This window comes from Longimicrobiaceae bacterium, assembly GCA_035936415.1.
In the GTDB taxonomy this organism is placed as follows: Bacteria; Gemmatimonadota; Gemmatimonadetes; order Longimicrobiales; family Longimicrobiaceae; genus JAFAYN01.
In genome coordinates this window covers 1-21,172 of the sequence record DASYWD010000595.1, presented here as the reverse complement: position 1 = coordinate 21,172, position 21,172 = coordinate 1, and the positions used below count along the sequence as shown (strand labels likewise).

Below are 21,172 nucleotides of genomic sequence, written 5' to 3'. Positions count from 1 at the left end.
CCCTAAGCGCGCGGCTCTCTCACTTTCAGCGCGCGGCTACCTTGCTCTCCAGAGATCTTGCGAAATTCACTGCGAGAGAATCCGCATGATCTTGAACCCAGGGATCCATGTCCGACTTCACCGCCGTACGAGCGGACTGCTCCTCGTTAGCTTGCACGAGCCAGGCTTCAGCCTGGTCCTTGACCTGCGTCTCCTCCCGAGCGTCGGCGAGGAGGATGGCACGCTTTGCAGCATCGATCGTCCTGTCCCACTCCTGCATCATCGCGGCCGCTTCTGCAAGCGCTAGATAGACCCAGGCTACCTTTTCGACTGGCCCGGCTCCACCGGCGAGTGACGCGGCAGCGCTCCAGGCTTCCTCGAAGCGCTTTCGGTCGTCAATACCTGCTGCTGCCTTCGCGATGTGTGCGAGCACGCGGGCATGCATGCCTGCACGCGGGAAATGCGTCTGGAGAGCTGTTAGCACCGTGAGCGCGGGTGCGAAGATGCCCTGGTCCATCCAGAACACTGCCACGTCGTGTGCGAGTACCGGCAGCAGAGCGTGGTTCGGCCCATATGCCCGCAGTGCCGATGCAGCGAGTTCCTCAGCATCGCGAACCTGCTGGCGCTTCACGGCCACAACAAACAGGTCGTGCAAGGCCATGCCCTGAACGTTCCGCAATCCCTTGCGCTTGGCTGCCCGATACGCACGCAGGAACGACTTGTGGGCCGCTGGCAGATTGCCGCGCTGCAGATACAGGTTGCCAAGTCCGCCGAACGCGAGCGCATACGACTCCCAGTCGCCGCTCTGCCGGCCAAGCAGGATCGCGCGGCGGAACCAGGTCTCCGCCCTCGGATATTCGGCCCGTTCACGCGCAATGCGGCCGACGGAGTAGGACAGCCGCGCGTCACTCGCGGCTGTCAGCGCCGCGGCCTGGATGTACGCCAGCGACGTGGCGGTCTTGTCGTTCTTCTCGGCCCATTCGCCGATCCGCTGGCAGGCGGCGGCTACGCGGCGGCGGTCCGCGCCGGCGGGATCCGCGAGGAGCCGCGCGATCACGGCCAGCGGCCCTCGCAGGGCGTCGTCCATGTCGGCGGAGAGGAGCTTCACGCGGCGCCGCTCCTCCGCCCCGGCCGAGAACAGGCCCTTCCGGCGGGCAGGATCCGTTGCGGCCCAGAGGAGCACGTTGCGGAGCGACTGCCAGAGGAGGATCCCGAACTCCCCCTCGAACTCGGAAAGGACGCTGGAGCCTTCGAACTTTTCGTCGCCACGCGTGAGCGGAGGCGGAACCCGTACCGGACGGGGGGCGCGGCGGGAACCACTCTTCGGTTTGGTAGTCTTCATCTGGGCTCCTAGGGTGATTTCGAAGGCGAAATCGCGGAGTCGGGGGGAAGGTTGCAGGCTATCTCCGTACTTAGACGTACGGATATAGTAATAGCCTCGACTTGTGGACGCCATGACCTGAGCACGATTTTTGTGCTCTCATCTCGTGCCTGATACCACCGGAGGTGATGCTTTGTTCACTGTTGAGCTACGGAAGCCGGTGTCCGGCTGTCCGCAAATGCCTGACGCGCCGGCTGTTGACGAAGTGTACAGCAAGCCGTGGGCCAGAGTGGACGCCCGGGTGGAGGGTGTGTGCGCGGAGCCGGTGGAAGAGCAGGAATCTCGTTGGATGATCGAGGGTCCGCCCATGCTCCGGGGCTGTCCGCGACCCGAGCCGCCCCGGCTCGATGCCCGTTCCGCGTGCCGCACTTCGCGAGAGCGTGGGCAGCGTGCCCGGATGCTGGATCCCGGAGCGCCCCCCCACGGCCGGTCGGCGGGATCTTTTGCGACACCCGTTGCGCGCAGGCGGGGAATTGCCTATGTTGTTTCGCTCGCCGCGCCGGGTTGCGCCGTTTCGGGCCTTCCGGACGCGCGGTTCAGGCAGGGTGCGCCGGAGCAGCCGCTCTACGTGGTCACGGCCTGCAGTATTAATGCGTCGCCCCCGCCCGAACAAGAGTCTTGACGAGGCCGAGGTGCCGGTCGGACTCTCGCGGGAGCAACTTTGGGAGCTCCCGGTCCTCCGCCTGCCGTGGGCGCGCAGGGATCCGGGACGGAGCGGGAAGGCATCTCCGTCACGGCGCGTTCGCGTCCGATCCACCACACCACCCTGGGGGTACGATGAGCAGCAGGGACGAGAAGGAAGACACCACGATCTACAAGGTGGTCGTCAACCACGAGGAGCAGTACTCGATCTGGCCGGCCCACAAGGATCTGCCGCTCGGCTGGGAAGCCGTCGGCAAGGAGGGGCTCAAGGACGATTGCCTCGCCTACATCAAGGAGGTCTGGACCGACATGCGTCCGAAGAGCCTCCGCGAGAAGATGCAGGCGGCCGGGCAGGGCTGATCCCGGCCGGCGACCCCGATCCTGCGGCACCGCACACCACCCCGGCGGGGGAGCAAGCCCCCGCCGGGGTCTTCACGCACCCCTGGGCAGCCGACGACGCAGCCATGAAGCTCCACACCGCGCCGGACCGCTGGATCGCGCGCCGCTCCCCTGGCCCGGCGGCGCGTCTCCGGCTCTTCTGCTTTCCCTACGCCGGGGGCGGGGCCTCGATCTACCGCGACTGGCAGCAGAGTCTTCCGGCAGAGGTCGACGTGTGCCCGGTGCAGCTTCCTGGACGGGAGAACCGGTTCGCCGAGCCGCCCTTCGACCGCCTCGCCCCCCTGGTGCAGACGCTGGCCGACGCGCTCGCGCCGCACATGGACGCGCCGTTCGCCTTCTACGGCTACAGCAACGGCGCGCTGGTCGGCTTCGAGCTCGCGCGGGAGCTGCGGCGGCGCGGGATGCGCGGGCCGGAGCAACTGTTCGCGGCCGCGTGTCCCGCGCCCCACCTCCCCGACCGGGACCCGCCGATCCACGCGCTCCCGGACGGCGAGCTGGTCGCGGAGATCCGGCGCCTCAACGGGACCCCGGACGAAGTGTTCCACAGCGACGAGCTGATGCAGCTCCTGATCCCGCTGCTCCGCGCCGATGCGGCCATTCACGAGACGTACGTCCACCCGCCGGAGGAGCCGCTCGACGTGCCCATCACCGCGAGCGGTGGGACGAACGACCCCAAGGCGGACCGCGCGGAGATGGAGGCCTGGGCGGAGCACACCCGCGCGGGCTTCTCCCTGCGCATGGTGCCCGGCGACCATTTCTTCATCCACTCCGCCCTTCCCGTGGTCCTCCGGGACCTTGCGCAGGACCTCCAGGGGATCCTGCGCCGGGTGCGGGAGCCGCAGCGGGCGTGAGCGCGGCCGATCCGGCCTGGGGGTCCGCCCCGGACACCGTCACGGCGCGGGAGGGGGAGGTGCACGTCTGGTCCGCGCCGCTGGACCCGCCCGGGGAGGCGGTGCGCCGCTACGGCGCGCTGCTCGCCCCGGACGAGCGGGCCCGGGCGGGCCGCTTCCACTTCGAGCGCGACCGGAGGCGCTTCACGGTGGCGCGCGGGGTGCTCCGGTCGATGCTCGGCCGCTACCTGGGGCTGGATCCCCGCAGGGTGGAGTTCCGCTACGAGTCGCACGGGAAGCCGGCGCTCGCCGGAGAGCCCGCCGCGGGCGGGCTCCGCTTCAACGTGTCGCACTCCGGGGAGATGGCGCTCTACGCGGTGGCCGCGGGTCGGGAGCTCGGCGTCGACGTGGAGGAGGTGCGCCCCATGGAGGACGGCCTGCAGATCGCGGAGCGGTTCTTCTCGGCGGCTGAGGTGGCTGCGTTCCGGGCGCTCCCGGCGGAGATCCGCGACGACGCGTTCTTCAACTGCTGGACGCGCAAGGAGGCGTTCATCAAGGCGGTGGGCGAGGGGCTCTCGTTCCCGCTGCACGTCTTCGACGTGACGCTGGCGCCGGGCGAGCCGGCGCGTCTGCTGGCGTCGCGCGACCCGAACCAGGCCGAGCGGTGGTCGCTGCGGGGGCTCCCCGACCCGGCGCCGGGGTACCGGGCCGCGGTCGTGGTGGAGGGCGACGGATGGGGCCTCGCCTGCTGGCGCTGGGAAGAGCCCGCTACGCGGTAGCCGGACCCGGCGGTCGAACCATGCACAACACAGGAGAGACCCGGATGAAGACGCGTCGTACGATGCTGGCCGCGGTGCTGGCCCTGGGCATGGGCGTCCTGCCGGCGTGGCGCACGGGCGGGGCCGCCGCCGAGTACGAGATCGACCAGTCCCACTCGCAGGTGCTGTTCAGGGTCAAGCACATGGGAATCAGCACGGTGACCGGTCGCTTCCGCGACTTTTCGGGGACGATCGTGTACGACCCGCAGAACCTGGCGGCGTCGAGCGCCCGCGCCACGATCCGGACGGCCAGCATCGACACGGACAACGACCGGCGCGACGCCCACCTGCGGAGCGCCGACTTCTTCGAGGCGGAGAAGCACCCGGAGATCAGCTTCACGGCGAACCGCGTGCGCGCGGCTTCCGGCGAGTCGTTCAAGCTGGACGGCACCCTCACGATGCGCGGCGTCACCCGGCCGATCACGCTGGACGTGGAGCGGGCGGGGCCGGTGCGCGGGCCGGACGGCCGGGAGCGCATGGCGTTCAACGCCACGACCCGGCTGGACCGGACCGACTACGGGCTGACCTGGAACCGCGCGCTGGAGGCGGGGGGCGTAGTGGTGAGCAACGAGGTGCAGATCGTCCTCGAGCTGGCCGCGATCCGCAAACCGTGACGCGCGGCCGTGAGATCGGGGCGCGAAGGCGGCTGCCGACGGGGAGCGGTGCCGCATTCTGCAACGAGGCTGGCGTTGTGCGGCACCCGGCGCCTAGTCCGGGTCCTCGCCGCCCGTCCGCGGGTCGGAGCTCGCGGCCTCGCGCAGCCGGAGCAGCTCGGCGAGAAAGGCGTCGGCCGCCGTGGCGAACGCGCCGGTGCGCCGGAGCTCGGTGGGGGTGGCGCCGGTGAACTCGTACACCGCTCGGCGGAGGCTGCTGTCGGTGGCGTACCCGCAGGTGTGCGCCACCGACAGCACCGTCTCGTCCGGGTAGTCGAGCAGCTCCGCCGCGAGCAGCACCCGGATCCACGCCAGGAGGCGCCGGGGCGGTGGGAGGTGGGAGCGCTCGCACCAGCGGAGCAGCGCGCGGTCTGAGAGGTTGAGCGCCGAGGCCAGGTCGGCTCCCTGGCCGCCGCCCGTGGCGACCTCGGTCGCGGCCAGCAGCACCGCCCGCCCGCGGCTGGAGACGAACGAAGGAAGGGCGTTCGTGAGGAAGCTGCGCGTCAGGCGCCCCTGCATCGCCCGGATCTTCCGCGCGATGCTCTCGGTGGTCTCGTCCCGGTCGAGGGCGATCACCTCGGAGACGCCCCACTCGCCCAGGGTGCGCAGGTCGTGGAAGCGCCCGGGCTGGATCTCCAGCGCGGCGAGCACCGTCACTGCGGGGAATCGGCCGAGGAGCATCCGCAGCTGGGGAGAGAGCTCCCTGCGGCCCGGCATCTCCGCGTAGGGATCGACCACCGCGAGCGAGGTGAGCGGTGCCTCGTCGAGGAACCGCGCCAGCGACTCCCACGTGGGGACGGTGATGCACTCGAACCGCTCCCCGGCCGCCCGGTGCACCCGCTCGCGCAGCACGGCGTCGGGATGCATGACGAACAGGAGGCGCGCGGGCCTGGCACCCATATGCAGGTAGGTAGGCAGGGGCCGGAGAGCGGTCTGAAGGGCGGCGGAGGTCATTCCGGGAGCGCGTTTCTCCGGGGTGTGCCCAGCAAGCTTCGGCCCAGCCTGGGAGGGCGGGGGCGAGGGAGGGGCCCGGCGTGCGGTGTGGATGGACGTTACGGCGGCGCGGCCGGGGAGTCGAGACCCGGCCGGGACGGCCTCACATAGTACGCGGCATCGATTGAGTATCGGCCGCCTTCCGTTTATTCTTCATCGCCGGAGCAGGCCATTTCGACGAAGAGCAGTCCGGTACCCACACCAACCGACGACGCGATGAACACGACCTCTGCGGCCTTCGCGCCGGTCGAGGCAGCCAACGACGAGGACACCCCGGACACGCCACGCCGGATCGCCACGGTGGGCGTGGTCGGCGCGGGGGTGATGGGAGTGGGCGTCGCGCAGAGCCTGGCGCAGACCGGGCATCGCGCCGTGCTGCTCGACCTCGAGGACGAGGTCCTGGGCAGGGCGAGGCGCGAGATCGAGCGCAACGTACGCTTCCACGGGATGATCGCCCGGCAGAAGGGCGGCCCGGCGCTCCCGGAGCTGATGGAGCGGATCACCTTCACCACGGACTACGCGCCCTTCGCGGAGTGCGACTTCGTGGTGGAGAACGCCACGGAGAAGGAAGCCGTCAAGAAGGGGATCTACCCCGTCATCGACGAGGTCTGCCCGCCGCACGCGGTGTTCGCGGCCAACACGTCGTGCATCTCCATCACGCGGATTGGCGGGTGGACCCGCCGCCCGGACCGGGTGCTGGGGATGCACTTCATGAACCCGGTGCCGCTCAAGCCGGTCGTGGAGACCATCCGCGGCCACTACACCTCGCCGGAGACCGTCGGCACCGCGCTCCAGCTCCTGAAGCAGATGGGGAAGGAGGGGATCGTGGTGAACGACCTCCCCGGCTTCGTCTCCAACCGCGTGCTGATGCTCACCATCAACGAGGCCGTGTGGGAGGTGATGGACGGCGTCGCCAGCGCGGAGGACGTGGACCGGATCTTCGTCACCTGCTTCGGGCACAAGATGGGGCCGCTCGCCACGGGCGACCTGATCGGGCTGGACACCATCCTGTACTCGCTGGAGGTGCTCCAGGAGAGCTACGGGGATCCCAAGTTCCGTCCCTGCCCGCTGCTCCGGAAGATGGTCGACGCGGGCCTGCACGGAAGAAAGACCGGGAAGGGTTTTTTCGACTACACGGTCTGACCACACAACAACGATCGAAGGCAGGGGAGCAGAGCGATGGAAGACAACAAGACCAGGATCCGCGAGTTCATCGGCCGGCACGTCCGCGGGCACGAGCTTCAGGACGACGAGGACATCTTCGCGACCGGGTTCGTGAACTCCATGTTCGCCATGCAGCTGGTCCAGTTCGTGGAGCAGGCGTTCGGGATCACCGTGGAGAACGAGGACCTGGAGATCGACAACTTCCGCTCCGTGAACGCCATCGCGGCACTGGTGGAGCGGAAGGCCGCGGCGCCCGCCACGTGAGCGCGCCGGCCGGGGCGTCGGAGGTCGTGACGCCCGCCGGCCCGCACGACGGAGGCGCCTGGGACCGCCTGGGGATCCGCGCGTGGGTGGAGCGGGAGATCGTCCCCTTCGCGGGCGAGTGGGACCGCGCCGGAACGACGCCGCCGGAGACGGTCCGCGCGATGGCGGAGGCGGGCTACCTGGGCGCCCTGGTGCCGGCGGAGCAGGGCGGGGCGGGGGCGGACTGGGCCACCTTCACGGTGCTGAACGAGGAGCTGGGCCGCGGGTGCTCGTCCATCCGCTCGCTGCTCACCGTGCACAGCATGGCGGTCTACGCCGTGCTTCGCTGGGGGAGCCGCGCGCAGAAGGAGCGCTGGCTGCGGCCGCTGGCGCGCGGCGAGACCATCGGCGCTTTCGGGCTCAGCGAGCCGGGGGCCGGCAGCGACGCCGCCGCCATCGAGACGGAGGCGGTCGCGGAGGACGGCGGCTACCGCCTGCACGGGCGGAAGAAGTGGACCACCTACGGACAGCTCGCCGGGCTCTTCCTGGTGTTCGCGAAGGCGGAGGGGAAGCCGGTGGCGTTCCTGCTGGAGCGGGACACGCCCGGCCTGGACGTGCAGCCGCTACGGGGGATCACGGGGACGCGCGCCTCCATGCTGGCGGAGCTGCACCTCGACGGCGCCTTCGTGCCGAAGGAGAACCGCATCGGCGGCCCCGGCTTCGGGATCGGAGTGGCGCTCTCGGTCCTGGAGGTGGGGCGCCTGAGCGTCGCCGCCGGGTGCGTGGGGATCGTCCAGGCGTGCCTGGACGCCTCGCTCGCCTACGCCAGCGTGCGCGAGCAGTTCGGCGGCCCCATCCGCGAGCACCAGCTCGTACAGCGGATGATCACGGACATGGCGACGGAGCTGCGCGCCGCCCGCCTCCTCTGCCGGCACGCGGCGGAGCTGCGCGACGCGGGCGACCCTACCGCCGTGGAGGAGATCTTCGCCGCCAAGTACTTCGCGTCCACTGCCGCGACCCGGGCGGCGCTCGCCGCGGTGCAGGTCCACGGCGCCAACGGGTGCAGCGAGGCGTATCCCGTGGAGCGCTACCTCCGCGACTCCCGGGTGATGGAGATCATCGAGGGGAGCACGCAGATCCAGCAGGTCACCATCGCGCAGAACGAATACCGCCGGTTCGACGCGTCGAACGCCTGACCGACCACACCACGCACCGAAACCTTCGTGAGCAGCACCATGAGCGAGACCGAGACGCCGACGGCCACCCTCCCCGCGGGCGCGGAGGCCGCCACGGCGCCGCCGTCCGGGGACGGACGCAAGACGAGAAAGATCAAGGTGGTCGTCTGGGACCTGGACAACACCGTCTGGGACGGGGTGCTGCTGGAGGACCCCACGGTCGTCCTCAAGCCGCAGGTGCCGGGAATCATCCGGGCCCTGGACGAGCGCGGGATCCTGCAGTCCGTGGCGAGCAAGAACGACCACGACACGGCCATGGCGAAGCTGCGCGAGCTGGGGCTGGACGAGTTCTTCCTGTATCCGCAGGTCAACTGGAACTCCAAGGCCAGCTCCATCGAGCAGATCCGCAGGTCGATCAACATCGGGATCGACGCAATCGCCTTCGTGGACGACCAGCCCTTCGAGCGCGAGGAGGTGGCCCACACGCACCCGGAGGTGCTCTGCATCGACACGGCGGAGCTGGACGGCCTCCTGGAGCTGCCGGAGATGAACCCGGAGTTCATCACCGACGATTCGCGCACCCGCCGGCGCATGTACATGGCGGACATCGCGCGGAACCGGGCGGAGGCGGACTACGTGGGGCCCACCGACGAGTTCCTCGCCACGCTGGGGATGCGCTTCACCCTCGCCCGCTGCGGCGAGGAGGACCTGCAGCGCGCCGAGGAGCTGACCGTCCGCACCAACCAGCTCAACACCACGGGCTACACCTACTCGTACGAGGAGCTGAACGCGCTGCGGCGGTCGCCGGACCACCTGCTGCTCGTCGCCTCCCTGGAGGACCGCTACGGCACCTACGGCAAGATCGGCCTGGCGCTGGTGGAGAAGGGCGCCGAGGCGTGGACGCTGAAGCTGCTCCTGATGTCGTGCCGGGTGATGTCGCGCGGGGTGGGGACGATCCTGATGAACCACGTGATGATGCTGGCCCGCGACGCCGGGGTGAAGTTCCGCGCCGAGTTCAGGCACAACGGGCGCAACCGGATGATGTACGTGACCTACAAGTTCGGCGGCTTCCGCGAGGTGTCCGAGACGGACGGGCTGATCCTGCTGGAGCACGAGCTGGAGGGGATCCAGCCGTTCCCGGACTACGTGGACGTCCGGATCGAGGAGTAGGGAGCGGAGCGGGGGCGGCTCACCCGCTCCCGGCGTGGAGCCGCCGCTCCTGCGGGTAGGGGTAGAAGTCCGGGATGTCGCCCGCCTCCTGCCGCCGCTGCATCTCCCGCCAGAACCCCGCCGTCAGAAGGTCCCCGTGCTCCTCCAGGAAGATCTCCCGCAGCGGCCCTGCGGGGACCAGGAAGGGGAGGAACTCCTCCGGGAAGACGTCTCCCTCCTCCACGGAGAACCAGGGCTCGGCGCTCATCTCGTCCTCCTCGTTCCGCGCCACCGGGAGCGAGCGGAAGCGGACCTCGGTCAGCAGCGAGAGCTCGTCGTAGTCGTAGAAGATCACCCGCCCGTGGCGTGACACGCCGAAGTTCTTGAGGAGCAGGTCGCCGGGGAACACGTTGGCGCAGGCCAGGTCCTTGATGGCGCTCCCGTAGTCGGTCACCGCGGCCCGCGCCGCCGGCTCGTCCGCCTCGCGCAGGTACAGGTCCAGCGGGCGCAGCCGCCGCTCCGTGTACAGGTGGTCGATCACCACGCACCCGTCGGTCACCCGCACGCTCTCCCCCGCCTGCGCCACCAGCTCTTCCAGCAGCTCCGGCGCGAACTTCTCCCGCGGGAACTCCAGCCCCTCGAACTCCTGCGCGTCCGCCAGCCGCCCCACCCGGTCGTGGGCGAAGACCAGGCGGTAGCGGTCCTTCACGTGCTCGCGCGTCACGGTCTTGGGCGCCGCGAAGGTGTCGCGCATCACCTTGAAGACCACGTTGTACGCGGGAAGGGTGAAGACCAGCATCACCAGCCCCGGCACCCCTTCCGCCGGCTCGAACCGGGCGTCCGGCTGCGCGAGCTGCCGCACCAGCTCCCGGTACAGCTCCGTCTTCCCGTGCCGGTTGTGGCCGAGGCTGCTGTACAGCTCGTTGACCGCCTTGGCCGGCATCAGGGTGCGGAGGAACTCGACCGTTTCCCGGGCCCGCCCGGTGTCGGCATGGAAGTACGAGCGCGCGAAGCTGAACACCACGCTCACCTCGTCCGGTGAGGTGAGCACCGCGTCCGGCCTCACCCCCTCCGCCGGGTGCGCGAGCGGGACGACGAGCGGGCGCACCTCCCCGCTCGTCAGCCGCAGCCGCCCGACCACGTACGCGCCCTTGTTGCGGTAGAAGAGGAAGGGGAGGACCTCGGCGGCTGCGACCCGCTTCGCGTCCTCCCCGAGCTGGAGGCGGGCCTCGCGCGCGCAGAGCGCCGCGTCCCCGGACGGGTCTGCGAAGGCGTCCGCCAGCTCCGTCGCGCGGAAGATACGCTCGAAGCAGGCCGCGTCCACCGCGTCGGCGGGAAGGGTGGCGTGCAGCGGCGGCGCGTCGGGGAGGGGCCACTCCGGGCAGTCTGCGGTGAACTCGGTGCGCCGGTCCACGCCGCTCGTCCCCAGCACCCGCCGCACCACCGAGTTGAAGAAGGTGGCCGCCAGCTCCGAGTTCGCGCGGCCACGCACCCGCTCCGCGTAGCGCTCCTTCCACTCCGCGTCTGCCGCCGCGTCGGGCGGCGGCGGCGGGATCCGGCCGCGCAGCTCGGCCACGGCCCGGTCCACCTCGCGCGGGTAGAGCGTGAGCCGCTCGGCCGCCTCCTCCTGCGCGGCGCGCCACTCCCGGCGGAGAAAGCGCCCGGGGGCGCGACGCGTCACCTCGCCGAAGGCGGCGAGGTACGCTTCGAAGGCGGCCAGGATCGCCTCCGCGGGATCGGTGTGCATCTCCCTCATCGGTGCTCCGGGTGCGGGTCTCGCGCGCCGCGGAGTGGAAGATCCGGGCCGCGAGGCTGTATCCCAGCGGAGCAGGTGCTTCGTACGGATACACCCCGCTCCCGATGGAGCAGTAGCGCCGACCCGCCGCAAGCCGCTGCATGGTTGTGGCTTGCGAGCAGCTGGGGCGCCGCCGCGGCCGTGGTACGAATGTTTCCCTGCCGACACCGGGCCCTGTACGGAGGCGCGCTCGTCCACCGCCGTCCCCCGCCTCGCCTCCACCTCCTCCACCAACGAGCCGTACCGCTGCTCTCCTCGTTTCCGCCCCGTACAGGCCGCCCCCGCCGGACCCCCGGACGCGATCGACGCACCTGGCCGTCGCCCCCCGTGTCAGAAACCGGCGGGCTCGCGCGTTCCATCCGGGGGACGCGGACGTCCCCGCCGCACGCCCGGACCGCCCTCGCCGACCCGACCCCTACGATCGATGACCGTGCCCCCGCTCGCCGTGCTGCCTTCCTGCGTTATGCACCTCGCCGCGCCTGCTTCCCCGTTCCTGGGCTCGGGCGGATGAGCGGCTCGGCACAGCCGGACCAGCCGCGGGGCTCCCCGGCAGGGCGTGAGGCGGAGAGCGACGCGCACGTGGTGGTGCGGGTCCTCTCCGGCGAGACCGGCTGCTACGCCGTGCTGGTGGAGCGGTACCAGGCCGTGCTCCACCGCTATGCGCGGGGGATGCTGCGCGACGCCGACCTGGCGAGCGACGTGGTGCAGGACAGCTTCGTGAAGGCGTACACGCACCTGGAGAGCTGCCGCGACCCGTCGCGCTTCGGCGCGTGGCTGTACCGGATCGTGGTGAACCGGTGCCGCGACCAGCTCAAGCGGCGCCGCCGCACGGTCGTGCCCCTGGAGGAGCACACCGCCGCGGCGCCCGACTCCGACGGCCCGGCGCTGCGGACCGACCGGGCAGAGCTGCGGGAAGCACTCGAGGGGGCACTCGCCGCGCTCCCCGAGCACCAGCGCGAGGCGTTCCTCCTCCGCCACGTGGACGGCCGCTCCTACGACGAGATGGCGCCGATGCTGAACGCTTCCGTGAGCGCCCTGAAGATGCGGGTGCTGCGGGCGCGGAGCGCACTGCAGGCGACCCTCCAGGGGGTGGTGTAGCGCGGCGGGGCGGGGGGATCTACTCCCGGCCCCCGCCGCCGTGCTCCGTCTCTCCGCTTCCCGGGCCTCCTTCCGCGGGAGGCTCCGGGTACGTGCGCCGGCCCTCCGCCACCGCCCGTACGCTCCCCTCCTTGCGCGGGCGCCCCCCCCTTCTCCCGTTCTCGCGCGCGGCGGCGGCCTTGGCCTCGCTGGTGGCGCCTCCCATGTGCTTTGCGGCCCACCGGCGCAGGTTGAAGCTGGCCGCGAGGAGCCCCGGCACGGACAGGTCCTCGTCCAGCTCCTCCCAGTGCAGCCCCTCCCCGTTCCCTTCCACCTCCACGGCGGCGAGCTGGTCCGGCGCCGCGTCGGCGAGCCGCGCCGACACGCTCGGCGGGAAGCCGAACACGAAGCCGCCCGCAAGCTCCACCACGATTCGCCCGTTCACGGCGTCGTAGCAGGCGCCCGTGGCGCGCGGCTCCGCCGCGTCGGCGTGCGTCGCGCGGGTGCGCGCCCCCGGGATCGCGGAGCGGATCTCCGCCTCAGTGCGTGGTGTCCTGGGCATGGATCCCGTCCCACCTTTCGAGGAAGTCCCGCCAGTTCGCTTCCACGATCCGCACCGCGCGGATCACGTCCGGGTCGCGCATCCCCCTGACCTCCAGCACCTCGGAAGCAGTGTCCTCGTCGCCGAGGGTGATCTTCACCACATCGCGATTCCTGAACACGTGCACGTGCGGCGGGTCGTGGTCGCGGGTGTAGATCCGCACGGAGAATCCGCTCTCCCGATGAACCGTCGGCACCGACGATAACCTATCGCTGGGTTGTGAGCAAGTCCCGGACGATCGTCGGGCCGGGATCGCCTCCAAATCCCGGCCCGACGACGCTCCCTGCTGCGGGAGACGCTCAGAACCAGCCTCGGTCGTAGCGGTCGCGGCCCGTCCCGCGGCTCCGGAACCAGCGGTCGTAGCCCCTTCCGCCGCCGTACCCTCCCCCATACCCCCGGTCGAACAGCCCGCCCGGGCGGCCGTAGTCCGCGCCGTATCGTCCCCACCCCTCCCCGCGCTCGGAGCCGCCGTACCCGCTTCCGAAGCGGCTGCGTCCGAAGCTCCTGCCATACGGCGACGGACTGCGGTCGTACCCGCGCTCCCCGCGCCCGCCGGTGATGGTGTTGAACAGCCCTTCCATCCCCCACCCGCCGCCCTGGTAGCCCGGGTCGTAGCCCCGCTCGCGCGCCCGGCCGCCGGTCCATCCCCCGCCGCGGCCACGGTACCCCGCGTCGTAGCCGCCCCGCATCTCGCCCTGGTAGTCCCATCCATAGCGTGCCATGCTCGTCCTCCTCGTCCAGGTGTACCCTTTCGGAACCCGGGGCACCGAGGCAAGTTGCACGCCTGTAAGCCGCCACCACGCCCGCCCGCCGCGGCGTGGCGGAAACCGCACTTTCTCCGGTGGCACCCGGTATGCCGGAGCGTGCTAGCCTGGAACCGTGCGCCCCGGGACTCCCCCGGCGGCGCCGGACGTCTCCGATCCCTGCACCACAGCACAACGGCAGCCATGCTCAAATCCCGTTCACTTCCGGCGCTCCTGCTCGCCGGGCTGGCCGCATGCGCCACCGCCCCCGCGGCCGCGCCCCCGGCGACGCTCCCGTCCGCGCCGGTCCCCGCCGCCGTAGCTGCGGCCGACCCGCTGGCGCAGTTCGACACCTTCCGCGCCCGCCCCTTCGACACCGGGCGGATGTGGACCTTCGACTTCCCGCCGCTCGACTACCTGGAGCGAACCTACGGCTTCCGCCCCACGCAGGCGTGGCTCGACAACGTCCGCCAGTCCGCGCTCCGCTTCGCCACCTGGTGCTCCGCCTCGTTCGTTTCGCCGCAGGGGCTGGTGCTCACCAACCACCACTGCGCCGTCCCCACCTTCGACCCGGCGCAGCGCCCGGGCGAAGACCTGCTCACCCACGGCTTCCACGCCCGGACGCTGGCCGAGGAGCGGCGCGTCCCCGACCTGTTCGTGGAGCAGCTAGTCGCCATCGAGGACGTGACCGCGCGGGTGCGCGGCGCGCTGGAGGGTGCCGGGACCGAGCAGGAGCGGGTGGCGCGGCGCGCCGAGGTGATCCGCGAGCTGGAGGCGGCCGAGCCGGACGGCCGGACCCGCTACCAGGTGGTGGAGTTCTACAACGGGGGCCGTTACTCGCGGTACACCTACCGCCGCTACGACGACGTGCGGCTGGTGTTCGCCCCCGAGCAGAAGATCGCCTTCTTCGGCGGCGACCCCGACAACTTCAACTATCCCCGCTTCAACCTGGACATGGCGCTGTACCGGGTGTACGGCGACGACGGGCGCCCCCTGCGCCCCGCCGGCCACCTGCGCTGGAGCGCCGCCGGCGCCCGCGAGGGCGACCCGGTGTTCGTGGTCGGCAACCCGGCCTCCACCCAGCGCCAGTTCACGGTGGCGCAGCTCGAGTACCTGCGCGACGTGCAGCAGGTGGCGCAGCTCGCGGTGTTCCGCGCGCAGCGCGACGCCATCCGCGAGGTGATGCGGCGCCTCCCCGAGCGCGGGCTGGAGCTGCGCGACGAGTTCTTCTCCATCGAGAACAGCATCAAGGCCATCACCGGCCGGCGCGAGGGCGCGCTCGACCCGGCGCTCTTCGGCCGCAAGGTGGCCTTCGAGCGTGACTTCCGGGCCGCGGTGCAGCGCGACGCCCGGCTCCGCGAGCGCTACGGCCCGGCGTGGGATTCCCTGGCCGCGCTGCAGGCGGCGAAGCGTCGGCTCGCGCCGGGGCTGCTCTACAACGCCTACCTGAACTCCGGGGCGCTGGGCCAGGCGCTCGCGCTCGCCCGCGCGCTGGAGAACCCGGAGAACGCCCGCTTCCGTGCCGCCGCCCTGGCGCACGACCCCGCGCCCGCCGAGGAGCAGGTGCTTCGCCTGACGCAGCTCCTCCACGTGGCGCAGGAGAACGTCCCGCGCGACGACGAGATCCTCCGCGCAGTGCTCGCCGGGCGCACCCCGGAGGTGGCCGCCCGGGAGATCGTCGCCGGCTACACCCTGGCCGACACGGCCGCCCGCCGCCGGCTCCTGGAGCAGGGCGCGTCCGCGTCCAGCCCCGACCCGGTGCTGCGGACCGCTCGCGAGGTGCTCCCGCTCCTGGTGGCCCGGCAGCAGGCGCTCCAAGCCATCACCGCCCGCGAGTCGCTGCGCCGCGCGGACCTGGGGCAGGCCTTCTTCGACGTGTTCGGCACCGACGTCCCGCCGGACGCCACCTTCACCCTCCGCCTGGCGGACGGCGTCGTGAAGGGGTACGAGGCGGACGGCCGGCTGCACCCGCACCAGACCACGTACTACGGCCTCTACGACCGCGCGCTCGCGTTCAACCAGGAGGGCGACTTCGACCTCCCGTCCCGCTGGGAGGGGCCGCCCCGTGGGCTGGACCTGAACGTGCCGTTCAACTTCGTGTCCACCAACGACATCATCGGCGGCAACTCCGGGTCGCCGGTGGTGAACCGGAACGCGGAGGTGGTGGGGCTGGCGTTCGACGGCAACCTGCAGTCGCTGCCGGGCAACTTCATCTTCGACGACACCCAGAACCGGACCATCTCCGTGCACTCGGCGGGGATGCTGGAAGCGTTGCGCGACGTGTACCGGGCGCAGCGTCTGGTCGCCGAGCTGACGGGTGGCCGTTGAGCCTGCGTTGAACGGCCGGGTTTGGGCGTGACCCCCTGCGGGGGTCGGGCTGCGGCGCCGTAGAGCACGAGACGACCGTGCTCAACGGCGGCGAGCCCCCGCAAACAGCCGCGGGGTCTCGCCCCTTCGGGCTCGCATCCCTCACGCGGCTCTGTGCGCCGAAAGTCCTGCTGTTGTCGTGCTCCCCCTTTCTCCCGCTTGCGGGGGAGAGGGGACCGGGGGGAGAGGGGGCCAGGCGCCTCCGCTCTCCCACCCCCGACGGAACCTGAACGAGACCGCTATCTCCATGCGACACGACTTCCGTTTCGTTCTCGCCGCAGCGCTTCTCCTCGCACCGGCTGCTCCCGTCCACGCGTTCGCCTCGCCGGCAGACACCGCGGGGGGGCGCGCCGCTCCCGCCGCGCAGGGGCGCACCTACTTCCCCGAGCCGGGGGAGCGGTGGGAGCGGCGGCGGCCGCAGCAGGTGGGGATGGACTCGGCGAGGCTGCGGGAGGCGGTGGAGTTCGCCCTGGCCAACGAGAGCAGGGCGCCGCGGAACCTGGCGCTCGCGCACTATCAGTCGTTCGGGCGGGAGCCCTTCGGGGAGGCGGTGGGGCCGTTCAGGGAGCGCGGCGACCCCACCGGGGTCGTCGTCCGCAACGGCTACATCGTGGCGGAGTGGGGCGATCCGCACCGCGTGGACATGACCTTCAGCGTCACCAAGAGCTTCCTCTCCACGGTCGTCGGCGTGGCGCTGGACCGCGGGCTCATTCGTAGCGTGGACGACCGCGTGGCGGAGTACACCGCCCCCGTTCTCCCGCTGGAGGAGGACCGCCGCAGCGGCGACCCCTCCCGGGTGGGGCGCTCCCCCTTCCTGGACCCGTTCTCGTCCCCGCACAACCGCACCATCACCTGGAACCACCTCCTTCGCCAGACCAGCGACTGGGAGGGGACGCTGTGGGGGAAGCCGGACTGGGCGGACCGGCCGTCGCAGAACACCGCCGAGTGGCTGACCCGGACGCGCAACGCGCCGGGTACGGTCTACGAGTACAACGATGTGCGGGTGAACGCGCTCGCCCTGGCGGCGCTGGAGGTGTGGCGCCGTCCGCTGCCGGAGGTGCTGCGCGAAGAGGTGATGGAGCCCATCGGCGCGTCGCGCACCTGGCGCTGGTACGGGTACGAGAACTCCTGGGTGGTGCTGGACGGGCACGCGATCCAGTCCGTGAGCGGGGGCGGGCACTGGGGCGGGGGGATGTTCATCAGCGCGCGGGACATGGCGCGATTCGGCTACCTGACGCTGCGGCGGGGGCGGTGGGGGAACCGGCAGGTGCTCTCGGAGGCATGGGTGCGGATGGCGCTGACTCCCACCCCGGTCGAGCCCGGCTACGGCTTCATGAACTGGTTCCTGAACACGGAGCAGAAGCGCTTCCCCAGCGCCCCCGCGTCTGCCTTCGCGCACCTGGGGAACGGTACCAACCTGGTCTACGTGGACCCGGAGAACGACTTGGTGGTCGTCGCCCGCTGGATCGACAACGCCCAGCTCGATGGGCTGATCCAGCGGGTACTGGCCTCGGTTCAGCGGCGGGGGTGAATCGCGCTCCGGGCAGTGGCGAAATAGGCATATCCGAAGATGGTGCAGTAAGCATACTCCTAACCTGGCGCGACATCTGGAGGTGGAGAGCGGAGCCGGGAGTGCCCGGCCCCGCTTACCTTCATGGGTGTTCTCCGCTGCTTCAGTTCAGTTCTCTCCCACCCGTGTCCCGGCCCAAGATTAGGCTGGAGCGGGAGGGACAACCCGCGTCGGCTCATCCGGTTCTTTCGAGCCACGAGCCCAATTGCGGCGCGTTGAATTGCCAGCGACGCCGGCGTTGTGCATGTCAGGGTATGGCCGTGCCACAGCTGTAGTAGTCCGACGCGCTGGCCCGGCCTCCGCTGCTATCGGTGACGGTCGCGGTGGCCCAGGAATCACAATACGGATCGGCGTAGCTGTACCCGCCCGCGTCATATAGCTCGACGGCATTGGTCCAGACAAAGCTGTACCCACCGCCGCTCCCTCCGGATGCATAGGCTTCGCAGCGGTTGTTTCCGGAGTCGCAGAGCACGTAGACGCTGGGCGGAGCCGGCGGCGCGGTGAGCAGCGAGTAGAGCAGGAGGTTCGGCGAGCCGGTCCCGGCGCTCGTCACCTTGCCGGTCGTTGCCGTGCTGGTGATGGCGTTGGCCACCGTCGCGGGCGAGGCCGTCGTGTTGTTCTGCAGGTAGAGCGCGGCCACTCCGGCCACGTGCGGCGAGGCCATCGAGGTGCCGCTGATGGTGTGGATCTGGGTGTCGCTCCCGTACCAGGCCGAGGTGATGCTGGAGCCCGGTGCGAACAGGTCCAGGCAGCTCCCGATGTTGGAGTACGAGGCTCTCGCGTCGGAGGAGGTCGTCGCGCCTACGGTGAGCGCCGCCCCCACACGCGCCGGGGAGTAGTTGCAGGCGTTCGCCCCGTTGCTGTTCCCCGCCGCGATGGCGTACGTCACCCCCGCGCTGATGGAGTTCTGAACCGCCTGGTCCACCGCGCTGTTGGCGCCGCCGCCCAGGCTCATGTTGGCCACGGCCGGTTTGACGTGGTTGGCGGTCACCCAGTCCACCCCCGCGATCACACCGCTCCAGGTGCCGGACCCGGCGCAGTCCAGGACGCGCACCGAGACAAGCCTCACACTCTTCGCGACGCCGTACGTCGCACCCCCGGTGGTGCCGGCCACGTGCGTCCCGTGCCCGTTGCAGTCGCTGGCGTTGCCGCCGTATGCGTCGTACCCCGCGACGGCACGCCCGCCGAACTCGGTGTGGCTGTAGCGGATGCCGGTGTCGAGGATGTAGACGTTCACCCCTGCCCCAGTCGCGTTGTACGTGTAATAGCTGTCGAGCGGACGGTCTCGCTGGTCGATGCGGTCCAGCCCCCACGTTGCGTTGCTCTGGGTGGCGCTGAGCGTGACCACCTCGTCCTGCTCGACGTACGCCACGTGCGGGTTGTTCCGGAGCGCGGCGAGCTGGCCGGCGTTCAACTTCGCGGCGAACCCGTTGAGCGCGGCCCGGTACACGTAGCGCGGAGTGGCGCCGACCGCCGCCGCTGCCGCGGCGGGTGATGCACCCTCCTTGAGGACGACGATGTACTGGTCCGGGACCGCGGCTCCCCCGGGGCCGGAGGCGAGCTGGGGCGCCGGAACCGCTTCCGGCACGACGGGGCTCGGAGTGTCGTCCGAGCAGGCGGCGAGCGCCACGACCATTCCTCCGAGCAACACTGCGGTGCTACGGTGCATGGGACCCTCTACGGTACGGGGGTGATGAGGGAGGACCCTCCCTCGGAAACCATGACGGCACCGCCGCTACAGCAACTGGAGGACCCGATCACGCAATTCCGTAAGTCGTTGGCCTGCTGGATAATAGTCTCAAGTGAGCGGACCAAACCGCCTAATTCTGGTGCATCAGAGGGAGCCGTGCACTAGAAAGGGGCGGCCTATGGCTCCGTCTGGCCCACCACCAGCCGCACCGGGATCCCCCCGTTCTTCGTCCGCAGCGCCTCCCGGAACCCGATGCGCACCTGCGCCTCCAGCCGCTTCTCGGCCGAGAGCAGGGCGAGGGTCCAGCCGGGGAGCCGCTGGTGCGCGAATCGGCCCAGCGCGGCGTACAGGTTCCGGAGCCCCTCCGTCTCCCCGACGCGGACGCCATAGGGCGGATTGCTGACCAGCCACCCCGGCCCCGGCGGCGGCTCCACCGCGGAGAGCGCCCGCACGTCCAGCGCGAGGTCGTCCGCGACGCCGGCGCGCTCCGCGTTCGCCCGGGCGGCCTCCACCGCCCCCGCGTCCCGATCCGACGCCTGGATCACCGCCGGCGAGGCCGGCAGGATCTCCTCCGTGGCGCGCTCCACCGTCTCCTCCCAGAGGCGCGCGTCGAAGTCCGGCCACTCCTGGAAAGCGTAGCGCCGCGGGGAGCGGTCCGCGGAGGCGAGCCCCGGGGCGATCCTCCGCGCCAGCAGCGCCCCTTCCATGGCCACCGTCCCGGAGCCGCACATGGGGTCCAGGAGCGGCGCCGTGCCGTCCCACCCGCTCCCCAGCAGCATCGCCGCGGCCAGCGTCTCCCGGAGCGGCGCCTTCGCGACCGCCTGGCGATAGCCGCGCAGGTGGAGGAGCGCGCCCGAGGCGTCCGCGCTCACCGTGCAGCGGTCGTACACGAAGCGGACCACGAAGAGCTGCCCGTCCGCGCCCTCGTCGTCCTCCTCGCTCCCGCGGACCGCTTCCGCGGCGCCCACCTCGCCGACGCTCCGCCCCACGGCGTCCAGGAGCCGTTCGGCGATGGCGCCCTCGTGGTAGAGCTTCGACTTCTTCGAAGTGACGCGCAGCCGCACCCTGCCGCCTCGCTGGACGAAGCGCTCCCACGGCACCCTGCGCGCGTGCCGCTCCAGCTCGAAGAAGGTGCGCGCCTTCCACTCCGCCACGCGCACCAGGACGCGGCTCGCCGTCCGCAGCCGCAGGTTCGCGTCGTACAGCTCCGCGGGCGGCCCCTCCCACGCGACACCCCCCGGCTCCGCCACGCCCTGGATCCCCATCCCCCGCAGCTCCGCCGCGCACGGCTCCTCCAGCCCGGGCGCGGTCACGGCGAACAGCGAAAGTCGGTCGGAGTCGTCTGGCATCGTCGGGGTCTGAAGGCGTGGCTCGGGCTCGGAGACGGGCGCAAGATGGAACCTCCGTGCCGCGGGGGATAGACTTTGTTCTCGGCGCCCACTAGACTGAATGCTCATCCATCCAGACGTGCGGTCGTGGCCCCGCCTCCGGCCGGGTCGTCATTCCGCGAGAATCCCCCGGCTCCGCCCCCGCACGGTCCCCGTGCACCACCCGCCGCACCCTGTGCCGTCCATGGACCACGCCCCGCGTGGCGCGCGCCCCTCCGGCCGCGCTCCGCTCCCGCTCCTCGTGGCGCTCGTCGTCGCCCTCACGGCGCCCGCCGCGGCCCGCGGACAGACCCCCGCTCCCGCGGACGCCCTGGCCGAAGCGTCGTGGCTGCGTGACGAGCGGGACTTCGCCGGGGCCGCGGAGCTGCTGCGGCGCCACGCCGCCGCGCACCCGGAGGACGCGAACGCGGCGAGGATGCTGGCGCAGACGCTCTACTGGGCGGGGGATGTCCCCGCCGCGGAGACGCGCTACGAGGGGGCGCTCCGCCGGTGGCCGGAGGACCCGTGGCTGCGGC

At 71.3% G+C, this 21,172-nt stretch carries 20 protein-coding genes; 12 read left to right on the top strand and 8 right to left on the bottom strand.

Annotated features, from left to right (window positions below; genetic code table 11):
- Positions 1-25 precede the first annotated feature (25 nt).
- Positions 26-1,321, bottom strand: a complete 1,296-nt coding sequence (locus tag VGR37_24045) for a tetratricopeptide repeat protein (GenBank protein HEV2150493.1) — start codon at positions 1,319-1,321, stop codon at positions 26-28.
- An 816-nt stretch (positions 1,322-2,137) separates the two neighbouring features.
- Between VGR37_24045 and VGR37_24040 the strand changes: the two genes are divergently transcribed.
- The 4 genes from VGR37_24040 to VGR37_24025 all read left to right on the top strand — a co-directional run bounded on the left by VGR37_24040 (position 2,138) and on the right by VGR37_24025 (position 4,663).
- Positions 2,138-2,362: an MbtH family NRPS accessory protein gene (locus VGR37_24040; GenBank protein ID HEV2150492.1), complete on the top strand. Its 225-nt coding sequence runs from the start codon at positions 2,138-2,140 to the stop codon at positions 2,360-2,362.
- A 104-nt stretch (positions 2,363-2,466) separates the two neighbouring features.
- Complete coding sequence (locus VGR37_24035) at positions 2,467-3,252, top strand: thioesterase II family protein (protein HEV2150491.1); 786 nt, start codon at positions 2,467-2,469, stop codon at positions 3,250-3,252.
- Positions 3,249-4,010, top strand: a complete 762-nt coding sequence (locus tag VGR37_24030; protein HEV2150490.1) for a 4'-phosphopantetheinyl transferase superfamily protein — start codon at positions 3,249-3,251, stop codon at positions 4,008-4,010. The genes VGR37_24035 and VGR37_24030 overlap by 4 nt, the downstream gene beginning before the upstream one ends.
- Before the next feature lie 44 nt (positions 4,011-4,054).
- Complete coding sequence (locus VGR37_24025) at positions 4,055-4,663, top strand: YceI family protein (GenBank protein ID HEV2150489.1); 609 nt, start codon at positions 4,055-4,057, stop codon at positions 4,661-4,663.
- A gap of 93 nt (positions 4,664-4,756) precedes the next feature.
- Here the strand turns inward: VGR37_24025 and VGR37_24020 are convergent, their stop codons facing one another.
- Positions 4,757-5,569, bottom strand: coding sequence for a helix-turn-helix domain-containing protein (locus tag VGR37_24020; GenBank protein ID HEV2150488.1), 813 nt, complete (start codon positions 5,567-5,569; stop codon positions 4,757-4,759).
- Between the two features lie 342 nt (positions 5,570-5,911).
- On the opposite strand from VGR37_24020, the gene VGR37_24015 reads away from it, so the two are divergent.
- Genes VGR37_24015 through VGR37_24000 form a run of 4 tightly spaced genes read left to right on the top strand, consistent with a single transcriptional unit; the run spans position 5,912 to position 9,447 of the window.
- On the top strand, positions 5,912-6,838 hold the full coding sequence (locus VGR37_24015; GenBank protein ID HEV2150487.1) for a 3-hydroxyacyl-CoA dehydrogenase family protein: 927 nt from the start codon (positions 5,912-5,914) through the stop codon (positions 6,836-6,838).
- A 36-nt stretch (positions 6,839-6,874) separates the two neighbouring features.
- Complete coding sequence (locus VGR37_24010; GenBank protein HEV2150486.1) at positions 6,875-7,123, top strand: acyl carrier protein; 249 nt, start codon at positions 6,875-6,877, stop codon at positions 7,121-7,123.
- Entirely contained in the window at positions 7,120-8,298 is a 1,179-nt protein-coding gene (locus VGR37_24005) for an acyl-CoA dehydrogenase family protein (GenBank protein HEV2150485.1), read from the top strand. The genes VGR37_24010 and VGR37_24005 overlap by 4 nt, the downstream gene beginning before the upstream one ends.
- A gap of 39 nt (positions 8,299-8,337) precedes the next feature.
- Positions 8,338-9,447: an HAD-IIIC family phosphatase gene (locus VGR37_24000; protein ID HEV2150484.1), complete on the top strand. Its 1,110-nt coding sequence runs from the start codon at positions 8,338-8,340 to the stop codon at positions 9,445-9,447.
- Between the two features lie 19 nt (positions 9,448-9,466).
- On the opposite strand, the gene aceK is transcribed toward VGR37_24000, so the two are convergent.
- Complete coding sequence (aceK, locus tag VGR37_23995) at positions 9,467-11,182, bottom strand: bifunctional isocitrate dehydrogenase kinase/phosphatase (GenBank protein ID HEV2150483.1); 1,716 nt, start codon at positions 11,180-11,182, stop codon at positions 9,467-9,469.
- Positions 11,183-11,728: 546 nt separating this feature from the next.
- On the opposite strand from aceK, the gene VGR37_23990 reads away from it, so the two are divergent.
- Positions 11,729-12,319 carry an RNA polymerase sigma factor gene (locus tag VGR37_23990; GenBank protein HEV2150482.1) on the top strand — a complete coding sequence of 197 codons (591 nt, stop codon included), beginning with the start codon at positions 11,729-11,731 and terminating at the stop codon, positions 12,317-12,319.
- Positions 12,320-12,338: 19 nt separating this feature from the next.
- Here the strand turns inward: VGR37_23990 and VGR37_23985 are convergent, their stop codons facing one another.
- The 3 genes from VGR37_23985 to VGR37_23975 all read right to left on the bottom strand — a co-directional run bounded on the left by VGR37_23985 (position 12,339) and on the right by VGR37_23975 (position 13,621).
- On the bottom strand, positions 12,339-12,860 hold the full coding sequence (locus VGR37_23985) for a DUF2442 domain-containing protein (GenBank protein ID HEV2150481.1): 522 nt from the start codon (positions 12,858-12,860) through the stop codon (positions 12,339-12,341).
- A complete protein-coding gene (locus tag VGR37_23980) occupies positions 12,838-13,062 on the bottom strand; it encodes a DUF4160 domain-containing protein (protein ID HEV2150480.1) in 225 nt (74 codons plus the stop codon). The genes VGR37_23985 and VGR37_23980 overlap by 23 nt, the downstream gene beginning before the upstream one ends.
- A 136-nt stretch (positions 13,063-13,198) precedes the next feature.
- Positions 13,199-13,621, bottom strand: coding sequence for a hypothetical protein (locus VGR37_23975; GenBank protein ID HEV2150479.1), 423 nt, complete (start codon positions 13,619-13,621; stop codon positions 13,199-13,201).
- Positions 13,622-13,846: 225 nt separating this feature from the next.
- Between VGR37_23975 and VGR37_23970 the strand changes: the two genes are divergently transcribed.
- A complete protein-coding gene (locus tag VGR37_23970; protein HEV2150478.1) occupies positions 13,847-15,970 on the top strand; it encodes a S46 family peptidase in 2,124 nt (707 codons plus the stop codon).
- Between the two features lie 286 nt (positions 15,971-16,256).
- A complete protein-coding gene (locus tag VGR37_23965; GenBank protein HEV2150477.1) occupies positions 16,257-17,540 on the top strand; it encodes a serine hydrolase in 1,284 nt (427 codons plus the stop codon).
- Between the two features lie 286 nt (positions 17,541-17,826).
- Here the strand turns inward: VGR37_23965 and VGR37_23960 are convergent, their stop codons facing one another.
- Together VGR37_23960 and VGR37_23955 are read right to left on the bottom strand one after the other, a co-directional pair.
- Complete coding sequence (locus VGR37_23960; protein HEV2150476.1) at positions 17,827-19,248, bottom strand: S8 family peptidase; 1,422 nt, start codon at positions 19,246-19,248, stop codon at positions 17,827-17,829.
- A 197-nt stretch (positions 19,249-19,445) separates the two neighbouring features.
- Positions 19,446-20,618: a hypothetical protein gene (locus VGR37_23955; GenBank protein HEV2150475.1), complete on the bottom strand. Its 1,173-nt coding sequence runs from the start codon at positions 20,616-20,618 to the stop codon at positions 19,446-19,448.
- 223 nt (positions 20,619-20,841) lie between these two features.
- Between VGR37_23955 and VGR37_23950 the strand changes: the two genes are divergently transcribed.
- Positions 20,842-21,172, top strand: a 331-nt coding sequence (locus VGR37_23950; protein HEV2150474.1) for a tetratricopeptide repeat protein, incomplete at its 3' end; no start/stop codon positions are given.